This window comes from Agriterribacter humi (genome assembly GCF_009192765.1).
Taxonomy (GTDB): Bacteria; Bacteroidota; Bacteroidia; order Chitinophagales; family Chitinophagaceae; genus Agriterribacter; species Agriterribacter humi.
Genome location: NZ_VOHQ01000005.1, coordinates 82,257 through 95,343, shown reverse-complemented (window position 1 = coordinate 95,343; position 13,087 = coordinate 82,257). Strand labels below are relative to the sequence as shown.

Here is a 13,087-nt window from a genome sequence, read left to right as displayed (position 1 = left end):
TCATTTCTCATCATCTTAAGTTCTCGTGTTCCCTCCTTACATTTACTCCACATGCTCTGACCTTAGGCGTCCCTCTCCTCAGCGTGGAGAGGGGCGGGGCCCGTGCGAACGATGTTCAGTCGGGCGGGGGGAGGTTCACTCCGCTCGCAAAGACTTCACCGGGTTTGCCAATGCTGCTTTTATCGCCTGAAAACTTACGGTAAGCAATGCAATTAATAATGCCAACACTCCTGCAACGATAAAAATCCACCAACTTATATTCACTCTGTAAGCAAAATCCTGCAACCATTTGTTCATTAAATAATAAGCAACCGGGGATGCAAGTATGATTGCTATTACTACCAGTTTTAAAAAATCTTTGGATAAAAGTGCAATAAGACTTTTTGTATTTGCACCTAATACTTTGCGGATACCAATTTCTTTTGTGCGTCGTTCCGTATCAAAAGCAGCTAAACCAAATAATCCTAAACAGGAGATCACTATGGTCAGGTAAGCAAAGTATTTTGCGAGGGTAAAGGTACGTTCCTCCGTTAAATATTGAGCCTTAAAAGTTTCATCGAGGAACTGAAGATTTAACGCATAACCGGGATTTACTTTTGTGTAGAACGCAGTAAGATGATCAATCACTTTTCTTTCCGACCCCGCTTGAATGCGAACCATAGCCATGCTCACATCATCTGGTACGCATCTGAATATCAAAGGTGAAATCGGCTCATGAACAGAAGCTGTATGAAAATCCTTCATTACGCCAAGTATCATTTTTTCTTCTCCCCATAATTTTACTTTCGTTCCAACAGGCTTCTTTAATCCCATAACCTTTACTGCGGTTTCATTGAGCAACAAATAAGCATTATTACCGCCCATACTATCGGAAAAAGATTTTCCTTCCTTTATCTGCATTCCAAGCGTACGCACCAGGTCTTTATCAACTGCCCTGATCATGAAGTCAATATTCTTATTTTCTATTTTGCCGGGCCACTCTACACCATAAGTTGACGAGCCGCCATCTTCCCGGATCAGACTTTGGTTTATTCCTGCTGCCTGTACTACACCCGGTACTCTTCTCAATTCATCAAAGAAATTCTTTTTGTTTTCAAATATCTTTCCTTCCATATCAAAATAAACCACATTCTCTTTTGCATATCCAATGGGTTTGGTTTGAGCAAATTGAATCTGCCGGTAAACAATAAAGACAGATACGATTAAAACAAGGGATATTGTAAATTGAAATATGACCAATCCTTTCCTTACAAAATGTTCACCTGCCTTTCCCTGCAATTTTCCTTTTAAAGTTTCCAGTGGTTTGAAGCCTGAAAGATAAAAAGCAGGATAACTTCCGGACAATATACCTGTTACCAATGCAATTAAAAAAAGCACTGATAGCTGGCTGACGGAAAAATGAAATTCCAAATTTTTTCCAGTAATGAAATTAAATTGAGGAATTAATAGTGCAACCAGCACCAATGCAATAACAGTTGAAAGAGCAGTAACAAAAAGCGATTCCCCGAGAAATTGAAAAACAAGATTGCGCCTGCTGCTGCCAACTGCTTTTTTAATGCCAATTTCTTTGAGTCTCCCAGACACTTTTGCAGTGGATAGATTCATGAAATTAATAGAAGCGATTATTAACAGCAGAATAGCGATTACAGAGAATAGTCTCACATTGGTGATCCTGCCGCCAACCTGTTTATCGCCTTCATAATTCCCATACAAATAAGCATCTGAATATTTTCTTACAAAAAGGGAAAAGATGTTATTCTTATCATACTTGTCAATAAATTTTTCAATTTTTTTATTAAAGGCCGATAGATTAACTCCTTGTTGAAGCAAGAGATAAGTTTCAGGACCGGTGTTCCACCATTGCTGGCCGTTTTGCCACAGATCTTCAATTAATTTTTGTTTGGTAAATACAACATCAAACTTAAGTGTGGACTTTGAACTGACATTTTTAAAGATACCTGTAACAGAGGATAAATGATCTTTCCCGAATGCATTCCATTGCAAAGATTTTCCCAACGCTGCATCTGTAGTGCCGAATAGTTTTCGTGCAAGATCTTCAGAGATCGTTATACTGTTTTTTTCTTTTAATACTGTTGCTGCACTTCCGGAGATAAGAGGAAATGTAAACACTTTAAAGAATGCATCACCTGAAAACAACGGAGCAGATTTAAAAGATTTTTCCCCATTTTTTATAGTGATATCCATACCCTCTTTCGACAAGTTCATCACTGTAACTGCATTTTCTACTTCGGGGAGATCTTTTTCCATAGCTTCCGACAAAGGACCTTGTGTACCATCCTGTATTCTTATTATCCCATTTTCTGTACTTTTTTCCATTACCTGGTAAAGCCTGTCATCATTTGCATGAAACTTGTCTATACTTTTCTCATCCTCTACCCATAAATAGAGAAGAAAAGCAAAGGCCAATCCCGTAGAAAGGCCGGTTAAATTAATAGCAAAAGAAGATTTATGTTTCTTTATACTCCGAAAGGCAATCGTAAGAATGTGCTTTAGCATAAATTATTTTTTAGTTCTGAATATTGTGATCTTAGCCAGCTATTTATCAATCATTTTTCTATTCGGCTCCTGCTTCCTGCTTCGCTCTTCTCGCAGTGATGTTCACTCTGTTCGCAGTGACTTTACTCCGATATGCATAGGAGTCTTCGCATTACTTCGCTATTCACTTCGTAATGCTGCGACCGGGTTTGCCAATGCTGCTTTTATGGACTGGAAGCTCACCGTCAGTAGTGCAATTAATATTGCTATTGTTCCTGTTGCTGCAAATAACCACCAGCTTATATTAATCCTGTAGACAAAGCTTTGCAGCCACTGGTTTATTGCCCACCACGCAACAGGAAAAGCAATCACGAATGATATTGCAACCGGCTGGATAAAATCTTTTGAAAGTAGTGCCACAATGCCTGCCTCACTTGCACCCAGAACTTTTCTTACACCAATTTCTTTAGTGCGTTGCCGGGTGGCAAATGTTGCAAGACCAAATAAGCCCAAACAGGAAATAGCAATTGACAAAATGGAAAAAATATTAAAGAGCCTTCCCATTCTCTGTTCCGTAACATACAGTTTAGAAAGATCATCGTTTACAAATCCGTATGTAAAGGGATAGTCACTATAAACAGTATCAAAGCTTTTTTGTAACGAGCCTATAACTTTTTGAATGTTGGCAGGCGTTGTTCTCATCACAACATAACCTCCTGAAAAATTGCGTTTCATTACCAGTGGCTCAATAGGTTGTTGTACCGGCTTAAAATTGAAATCTTTTACCACTCCGATTATCGGCGCTTCTTTGTCCTCTAATGATATTGAAATTAGTTTACCAATCGCATCCTGTATATTCAGCTTCATCACTTTCAAGGCAGTTTCATTCACAACATAACCGGTGTCATAATTTCCGAAATCTTTTGAAAAGGAACGCCCTGCTGCCATCTGCATACCAAACGTTTTCGTAAAATTCTCATCAACTCTTAGCCTGTATGCTACCACTTGTGTTCCCGGGTTCATACCACGCCATGTAAGTTGTGAAGCCCCGGAACTAAGATTAGTAGGCAATTCATCCGTGAATGTGTAATTGCTGATGTCAGGATATTGTGCCAGGGTTGCTTTCATCGCGTCTTTATTGTTTTTCAGATCGCCTACCTGGGGCATTGGTATATACAGCAGGTTCTCTTTGTTAAAACCAATATCCCTGTTTTTTATGAATTGAAGCTGTTTATAAATGACAAGAGTGCTGATGATAAGGATCACAGAAATTGAAAATTGGAATACCACTAATCCATTTCGCAAAAATGATTTTTTACCGTGCAATATTTTATTTCCCTTTAGTGCTTTTACAGGATTAAATGATGAGAGGAAAAATGCGGGGTAACTTCCTGACAGGAGTCCGGTAATTATTGCAATACCAATAAGGCTGATGAATGTGTAAGGATTGAACAGATCAAACGAAATTGATTTGGATGCAAGCTGGTTAAACAACGGCAGCATTAAATAAACAATCAGTCCTGCAAGAAATAATGAAATGAATGAGAGTAATAATGATTCACCAATAAATTGAGCAATTAGCTGAAAACGTAATGCACCAACGGTTTTTCTTAGTCCTACTTCTTTGGTACGCTGGCCTGAAACGGCTGTTGTAAGATTAACAAAATTAATGCAGGCAATAATGAGTATGAAAACAGCCACCAGCGCAAATATTTTTACATGCTCATAATTACCCTGACCCGCAACATCCAGCATATAATGTGAATGCAGGTGAATATTGGTTAAGGGTTGAATATGTAATGAAGCTTGTATGGAATTATTCTGCTTCAATATGGCATTTACCTGCTTACTGATGTCATTCAAATTATTCGCAGTAAGCGCTACAGCATCTTCTATCCGGAAATAAACATATACATCAAAATTATTCCATGCACCCTCGGGATTGTTTACCTTGTCATACAGATCCATCGGGATGAGCATATCAGGTTGCAGATGTGAATTGGAAGGGATATTTTTCAATACACCTGTAACCGAAAGATTAGTGCCCTTTATATCATTATCTATATAAATAATTTGGCCCATTGCAGCATTTATTGAACCAAAATATTTTTTTGCAGTTGCTTCGGTAAGAACAACACCATTGGGCGAAGAAAGAACGGTGGCAATATTTCCTTTCAGTAAAGGGTAATTGAATATCTGAAGGAAATTACTGTCGGCATAATAAATATTTTTCTCTTTAAACTTTTTTATTCCGACAGTGATCATTTCTTCTGCTGAAGCAATTCTTGTAACGTTTTTAATAGCTGGAATTTGCGTTTTTATAGCAGCCGCTAAAGCAGGAGGTACCACCGCGGCTTCAACGCCAGATATTTTTGCTGTAAGCCTGAACACATGATCTGCCTTGTGATTGAATTTATCAAAGCTCAATTCATCCTGCACCCACAAAAAGATCAATATGCTGCAAGCCATCCCGGTCGCAAGTCCAAAAATATTTATCCCTGAAAATAACCTGTGTCGTAAAATGTTACGAAAAGCGGTTTTGAAATAATTTTTTAACATCACTATTTTATTCTCTAATGTTGTTTTTTCCCCTATTCCCGACTTCTATTTATTACAAGCCTCACTAGTTATTCTGTTCGCAATGACTGAACCGGGTTAGTAATAGCAGCCTTAATAGCCTGGAAACTCACTACCAGTACAGTAATCAGCAATGAACCAATGCCTGCTGCTGCAAAAACCCACCAGGATATTGGAGTGCGGTAGTTATAGTTCTGCAACCATTGATTTAAAAAGTACCATGCAACCGGGATAGCAATAAGACAAGAGATCATCACTAATCCTACAAATTCTTTTGACTGCATTTTCCAAAGATTGAATACAGTGGCGCCGAGTACTTTGCGTACACCAATTTCTTTATTCCGTTGTTCGGCTACAAAAGAGGCCAAACCAAATAACCCCAGGCAAGAAATAAATATGGCAAGAATAGCGAAGAAACTGGCCAGGTTGCCGATCCTTACTTCGCCGGAATATTTTTTTGCATATTCCTCATCAATAAACTTGTAGTCAAATGGATTACCGGGGCTATACTTTTTAAATACAGTTGCTATTTTAGCTAAAGCTTCTCCTATGGCCACTGATGGTTTTATCCTGATAGTAATAACGCCCATCCATCCTTCACAAAAAAAGATAGACGGCTGCATAGGCTCATAAGGAGATTGTGTCAACATATCTTTTGCTATACCGATGACCGTATATGTTTTTCCATTGAATTCTATTATTTCACCAACAGGATTTTTAAGCCAGGTTATTTTCGCCCCGGTTTCATTCAATATGACGGAGCCTGAATCGGCTGGAAAATCTCTTGAAAAATCACGGCCTTCTTTCATTGTCCAGCCAATGGTGTTGCCAAAGTCAGGTGTTACGTTCACATTTCTGAAGTAAACAACAAGCTCAGGGTCCCTTCCTTTCCAGTCAATGCTATTATTATTACTGAAATGGGATGCAGATTGTGAAGACTCAGCCATATTCTCTACAGCTCCCGTCTGAAGCAGGTCATTACGTACAGCATCATAACGTCCAAACAATTCGTTTGTAAGCGGAACGGAAATAAGCTCGTTGCGGGTATAACCTGCCGGCCTGTCTTTTGCATATTGGATCTGACGGAACACGATGATAGTACCGATGATCAATGTAATAGATACGGTAAATTGTACTACCACCAGCGCCTTACGTGGAAGCGATGCAAACCGTCCTGCACGGAAAACTCCTTTTAAAACTTTTATCGGTTGAAATTTTGATAAATAAAAAGCAGGATAACTTCCGGATACAATTCCGGTAAAGAAAGTAAAACCCAATGCCAGCAACCAGAATAGCGGGCTGTTCCATACAATAGACATTTGTTTATCCGCTAATCCATTGAAGAAAGGAAGTGATAATTGCACCAATGCTAAAGCAAGTATAAAAGCAAGGCTGGCGAATACAATTGATTCACTTAAAAACTGTCCGATCAATTGCCCCCGTAATGAACCCATTACCTTCCGGATGCCAACTTCTTTTGCACGTTTTTCACTTCTTGCAGTAGAAAGATTCATGAAATTAATACATGCCAGCAGCAAAACAAATACACCAATGATACCAAACAGCCATACAAATTGTATGCGGCCACCCACTGCTTTGCCATTTTTGAATTCAGTATATAAATTCAGTTTTGCGAAAGGATGCAGCATGATCTCTTCTTTCACTTCTTTGATATGAGGCGTAGGAATATTCTTAACTTTTGCAGTAATATTATTGAAGTCAGCGCCATCATTTAATTGTACGAATAACAAACCGCAATGGTTATCCCAATCCGTTTGTTTGTTCATCCAGTTTTCATTATTATCCCAGGGCAATAATAATTTAGTGTTGTAAAAACTGCTATTGCGGGGAAGGTCTTCGTACACACCGCCTATTTTCATATCCAATTTATTGTCCAGCTTTACAGTTTTATTTACCGGGTCATCATTCCCAAAAATGGCTTTGGCAAAAGATTCAGCAACCAGGATAGAAGAAGGATCTTTTAAAGCATCACGGCTGCCCTGTATCATTGAAAGCGTAAACATTTCAGGAAAATCGGGTTGCACCCACCTGCCAGCGCCAGGTAATTTATTATTCCCAACAGCCAGTATATGATCATTGTTCCATGAAGTAAGAGATACATATTTAAAATCACCTGAGTGGTTGTTTCGCAATGCTTCTCCTAATGGCATAGCAACCGTTTCGCCGGTATAGGTTTCTCCCATACTTGTTTGACTGAGCATTACCTGTGCAAGCTGTGAGTGATTCTCGTGATTGGAATTAAACGAAAGCTCATCCCATATCCATAAGCCTACCAACAAGGCAACAGCCATCCCAGTTGCAAGCCCCGTAATATTAATGAAGGAAGAAACCTTATTCTTAGCAAGATTTCTGAAAGCGATTTTTAAATAGTTTTTGATCATAATTGTAAGCTTTGAGCCGTCAGCAACTTGTCCGCCGTGGCGGATCAGCTTTCAGCAATTGTTTAACGTTCTTACATTTAACCCGCGGTCTGACGCTCCTTTCGTCGCGTGCCGACCGCTTTATTTTTCCACTTCCATATTTCCGCCCGCCTATTCAGTCGCCCGCCCGGATGACACCAGTCGGACGGGGCTGGCATTCAGGCGGGGAGGAGCCACAGTTGGGTTCAAAAAATTTCTGATTTGGTGATCTGTCTGATTTTATTTTTAAATCAGATCTCACTAAATCAGACATCAGACATCCTATTCCGTTCGCAAACTCTTCACCGGGTTCGCCACCGCCGCTTTTATCGCCTGGAAACCTACTGTTAATAAAGTGATTACCAGCGCCGCCAATGCAGCCAGCACAAATACCTGCCATCTTATTTCAACTCTGTAATCGTAGTTAGCAAGCCAGTTGTGCAGGTAATACCATGCAATTGGTGTAGCTATAATGCATGAGAGAAGAACCAGAACAAAAAATTCTGTTGAAAGCAAACGCCATACATTAATAACGCTGGCGCCAAGTACTTTGCGGATTCCGATTTCTTTTGTTCTCTGTTCGGCTACAAAACTTGCCATACCAAACAAACCCAAACAGGAAATCAAAACGGCCAGTATAGCAAAATAAGAAGATAGTTTTCCTATACGTTCTTCTGCTCTGAACTTGCTTCCAAATTCTTCATCCACAAATTTGTAATCAAACGGTACACCGGGCGTGTATTTTTTCAAAACCTGTTCAATACTGCTTAAAGATTTTTTTGCATTTTGCTGAGGGCTTAGCTTCATGATCAGGTTATACATATCATCATAACCGCTTGTATGATACAAAGTAGGCCGGACGGGATAAAAAGGAGACTCCTGCATGATATCACTAACGACGCCAATAATGGTAAAAGGTTTTCCATTCCATTTCAGAACCTTGCCCACCGGGTTTTCAAAGCCTAAAAACTTAACGGCTGATTCATTAATAATAAATGCGGCAGAGTCGGTTGCGAATTCCCGTGAGAAATCACGTCCGTCTTTGATTTTCCATTGTACTGTTTTACCAAATTCATATGATATTGTATTGTTAGGGAAATCAACGGCCAGGTTGGGGTCTTTACCTTCCCATTCAAAGCCACCATTGGTATTCCATACCCCTGTTAAAGGACTATTGGATGCCGCTATTTCTTCAATGGCCCCTGAATTTTTTAATTCCGTTCTTATAGCTTCGTAGTGTTCTCTTACTTCCTTTTCCATGCCCAGGTTTATCAAACCACTACGGGTATAACCAATAGGACGGTTTTTAGCATGCTGAATTTGCTGGTAAACGATAACAGTTCCGATGATCAGCATTACCGAAACAGTAAACTGTGTTACTACCAAAACTTTGCGGGGAACAGATGCCAGCTTACCAACACGAAATGTTCCTTTCAGTACTTTCAATGGCTGAAATGAAGAAAGATAAAGCGCAGGGTAACTGCCGGAAAGCAATCCTGTTACCAGGATAAATACAAGATTGAAAAGCCAAAACACCGGGCTTTGCCAGGGAATGCCGATCTTTTTTCCTGCTACCTCATTAAACATAGGCAGTAATACGGCCACTAAAATCAGGGAAAGTACAAACGCCAGCAATACCACTAAATAAGATTCAGCAAAAAATTGTTTAATTAATTGCCAGCGTAGTGAACCTATCGCTTTGCGGATGCCTACTTCCTTTGCCCGTTTTTCACTTCGTGCGGTGGTAAGATTCATGAAATTAATGCAGGCCAGTAGTAATACAAATATGCCGATGATGCCAAACAGCCGGACATATTGAATGTTTCCGCCTGTATTGACGCCATTTTTAAACTCATTATACAAATTCCATTTGCTCATGGGTTGCAGAAAAACGGCCCATTGATATTTTTTTTCTTCCTTCCCGACATTGTCCAATTTTGTATTCTTAATTTTTGCAGAAACCTTTTCCATATCCGCATTGTCTGCAATCTGCACAAATGTTTGAGAGAAATTGCTTCCCCAGGGGTTATCCATTTTTTTGGCCCACGGATTTTGAATTAACCACAACTGCCATGGCATAATAATTTTTAATTCCCTGAAAGAAGTATTATCTGGCAAATCTTCATAAACGCCGGTAACTTTTACATCAAAGCTTCTGTCAAACTTTATTGCTTTATTAATCGGGTCTTCTTTACCAAAGACAGATTCGGCAGCGGATGCCGAAAGCATGATAGAATAAGGGTCTTTCAATCCTGCCCTTGTGCCTTTGAGCATTTTCAGCGAAAGCATTTCCGGCGCATCCGGCTCAAAAAAGTTACCTACCTTAGTGATATGTTTATTTCCAACGGAAAGTAAATGACTCCCCGTCCATGATGATTGTACAACATATTTGAAATCGCTTCCGTATTTATTCCGTAGCTCCGGGCCCATTACCGCAGGATTGGCAGTCTGTGAATCCCATTCACCATTAAAGTTTGCATGCTGCATCACCTGCGCAATGCGGTCGTAATTCTTATGGTATTTGTCGAACGAAAGTTCATCATATACCCATAAGCCAATCAGTATTGCAACGGCCATGCCAACAGCAAGGCCACCAATATTGATGAAAGAAGAAACCTTATTCTTAGCAAGATTTCTGAAAGCGATTTTTAAATAGTTTTTGATCATAATTGTAAGTTTTGAGCCGTCAGCTTCTTGCGATCAGCTATCAGCTTTCAGCAATTGTCCCCACCCTCTTATCCCTCGCCACTCAGCGGAGAGGGACGGCACTGCAGTGCAAGGCTTAATATTTTGTTCTTCCATATCGTCTTTAGAATAATTCCTTGCACATCTCAACAATCAGGTTGTTTTTCATTTATCGTTATCTTAAGTTTTCGTGTTTCCCCCTTACATTTACTCTACACGCTCTGACCTTACAGGCAGCCCTCTCCTCGGCAGGGAGAGGGGCGGGCCGCCCGAACGATGTTCAGTCGGGCGGGGGTGAGGTTCACTCCGTACGCAATGACTGAATCGGATTCGCTATCGCCGCTTTTTGCTTCTCCGCCGCGGCGCATCGCAATGACGGATTCACTCTGTGCGCAACGATTTTACAGGGTCCGCAACTGCTGCTTTGATTGCCTGGAAGCAAACTGTTAGTAAAGCGATTGCCATAACAATGATGCCTGCCAGGCCAAACATCCACCAATGCAGATCAATCTTATACGCAAAATCCTGCAGCCATTTATTCATCGCCCACCACGCCACAGGTGTCGCAATCAACATGGCTATCAATATTAAAATGACATACTCTTTTGAGAACATAGAAACAATTGACGAAACGGAAGCACCCAATACTTTCCTGATGCCTATTTCTTTGGTACGTTGAAAAGCAGTAAGCGCTGCCAGTCCAAACAATCCGAGGCAACTGATCAGCACGGTAATGATCGTGGCGAGGTCAATGAGTTCTCCTATTTGCCTTTCCTGCGTGTACATCTTTTCCAGGGTTTCGTCATAAAAAGTGAAATGAAAGCTTTCTGCGGGATAAAAATGATACCATTGCTTTTCAATTTTTTCCAGCGTGTTTTGCCATTGAGCAGTATTATGACTGCTGAGTTTGATATTAAAAGTAAAGAGGTTGTTTTTGTCATTGGAAATTGCTAATGGCTCCATTTTGGTATAAAAATCCTGTGTATTGAAATCCTTTACCACGCCTACCACCGGCAGTTTAGGGTTACCCAATTGCCCTATCATTTTTCCTACAGCATCCTGCGGATTGGTAAAGCCAAATGCTTTTGCCGCTGTTTCGTTTATGATATACTCACTCATGGAATCTGATGCATGAAAGTTCCTGCCTGCGAGTAACTTTATCTGGTATAGATCAAGATAAGTAGTATCGCCACTCTTTTTATAAGTTTGCATTTTAACTTCAGGCTTTCCATCAGCTTCATATACAAAAGGGCTCGAGGAATAGCCCGATGACAAAGGTGCATTTCCCAATGCTATATTTTCAATGCCTGATTCATTCTTTAACAGGCCCAGCAATGCAAATTGTTTATCCTTATATTTTGCATCGCCACTATATTTCCATGGAACGCTTACCAGCACAACTGCATCTTTATTAAAACCCATATCGGCATTTAGCGTATATCGCAATTGCGAACCTACGATCATGGAACTGGTAATGAATACCAATGCAATGATAAATTGAAATACGATAAGGGTTTTTTGCAAACTGAATTTCTGATGTGCGTTTGAAACAACAGAAAAATTCTTAAATACATTCACCGTTTTGAGCCGGGTAATGAGCCAGCCGGGATATATGCCCGCCATTAGGGTAATTATCAAAGCAAGCGCTATCATAAAAAATAAGACTTCGGCTAAAGAGCCATAGGGAGCCACTCCTGCAGGAATAATATCTTTTAAAATCGCGAAACCCAAACTGTTCAATATCAACGCCAGCGCGCAGGCAATTAAAGCAGTAATGAACGTTTCACTAAGAAACTGCCTGATCAATTGCCCGCGGCTGCTTCCCAGGGTTTTACGAACACCAATCTCTTTACCTCTTTGCGGAATTTGCGCCGCGCTCATATTGATATAATTAATACATGCGAGCAGCAAAAGAAAAAAACCTATTCCCATTAGCCCGTACAATACCGGTTTGCTCGTTTTGGAAATACCATATTCTTCGACATCAGTAGCAAAATGCACATCCTGTACGGGCAACAGTTCATAGCTTTTAGACATTTTTATTTCCTTCCCGGTAATTGCTTCAAAATCTTTCCATTTCCTGGCAGAAAGGGCATTTATTTGCTGAAGTACAACAGATGCTTTTGCTTCTTTCTTTACCTGTATAAAAAGTTGATCACTGCCATTGGTATTTGTCCATGCGTTCGGCTGATAGTCTTTTTTAGGAAGCGATACAAATTCTTTGTAAGTGAATTGTGAGGGCGTTACATAATCGGCCACAATGCCGGTAACGGTTCTGTTAATTGTATCTGATCTTTCATAGTAAACAATTGTTTTATTGAGGATATTTTCTGTTCTCTGATTGGGAAAATATTCCTGCGCCCTGGTTTGGGTAAGTACCACCTCATTAGGGCTGTTTAATGCGGCAGCCTTGCTGCCTGCGATCCATTTATAAGACAGCATATTAAAATAAGACACATCAGTTGCAATAATATTGTCCGGATCTTCTTTGGTGAAAATTTTATCGGGCCTATTTATTTCAATACTGCTCACATTTTTTTTGAAAACAGGAACTACATTAGCCACTCCCGGAATTTCCTGTCTTATCCCTTCATATAATGGTGCAGCCACGCCACCCATTTTAGCATTTTGCCTGTCTGGCGAATTAAGCGCAGTGATTACTTTATACGTATTTTCTTTATTGGGTACAGCCTGGTCGTAGCTGAATTCATAGCTTTCAATGCGGTAAATGACCCAACTCGCACTTATGCTTACGGCCAATCCGAAAATATTGAGAACCGTAAATAATCTGTGACGCCAAAGATGCCGTAAAATGGGTTTAATGGAAGTGTTCATTTAATACTTATTATTTCTTTATTAAAAATTAAATTTATTTAGCTGTGCGCTGTCAAATGACTTCAGCAATTAAA

General features: G+C 40.0%; 5 protein-coding genes. All 5 read right to left on the bottom strand.

Annotated features, from left to right (window positions below; all coding sequences use genetic code 11):
- Positions 1 to 135: 135 nt before the first annotated feature.
- Entirely contained in the window at positions 136 to 2,517 is a 2,382-nt protein-coding gene (locus FRX45_RS10620) for an ABC transporter permease (RefSeq protein ID WP_152268403.1), read from the bottom strand.
- Positions 2,518 to 2,676: 159 nt separating this feature from the next.
- A complete protein-coding gene (locus FRX45_RS10615; RefSeq protein WP_152268402.1) occupies positions 2,677 to 5,055 on the bottom strand; it encodes an ABC transporter permease in 2,379 nt (792 codons plus the stop codon).
- A 68-nt stretch (positions 5,056 to 5,123) separates the two neighbouring features.
- Complete coding sequence (locus FRX45_RS10610; RefSeq protein WP_152268401.1) at positions 5,124 to 7,475, bottom strand: ABC transporter permease; 2,352 nt, start codon at positions 7,473 to 7,475, stop codon at positions 5,124 to 5,126.
- A gap of 300 nt (positions 7,476 to 7,775) precedes the next feature.
- The gene (locus tag FRX45_RS10605) at positions 7,776 to 10,160 is read right to left on the bottom strand and encodes an ABC transporter permease (RefSeq protein ID WP_152268400.1); all 2,385 of its coding nucleotides are present in this window, start codon (positions 10,158 to 10,160) and stop codon (positions 7,776 to 7,778) included.
- 399 nt (positions 10,161 to 10,559) lie between these two features.
- Positions 10,560 to 13,013 carry an ABC transporter permease gene (locus tag FRX45_RS10600; RefSeq protein ID WP_152268399.1) on the bottom strand — a complete coding sequence of 818 codons (2,454 nt, stop codon included), beginning with the start codon at positions 13,011 to 13,013 and terminating at the stop codon, positions 10,560 to 10,562.
- Between the last annotated feature and the right edge of the window lie 74 nt (positions 13,014 to 13,087).

Excerpts from the sequence above, each read along its gene's own strand:
- FRX45_RS10620 (WP_152268403.1), bottom strand. The coding sequence starts at position 2,517 with ATGCTAAAGCACATTCTTACGATTGCCTTTCGGAGTATAAAGAAACAT.
- FRX45_RS10615 (WP_152268402.1), bottom strand. The coding sequence starts at position 5,055 with ATGTTAAAAAATTATTTCAAAACCGCTTTTCGTAACATTTTACGACAC.
- FRX45_RS10610 (WP_152268401.1), bottom strand. The coding sequence starts at position 7,475 with ATGATCAAAAACTATTTAAAAATCGCTTTCAGAAATCTTGCTAAGAAT.
- FRX45_RS10605 (WP_152268400.1), bottom strand. The coding sequence starts at position 10,160 with ATGATCAAAAACTATTTAAAAATCGCTTTCAGAAATCTTGCTAAGAAT.
- FRX45_RS10600 (WP_152268399.1), bottom strand. The coding sequence starts at position 13,013 with ATGAACACTTCCATTAAACCCATTTTACGGCATCTTTGGCGTCACAGA.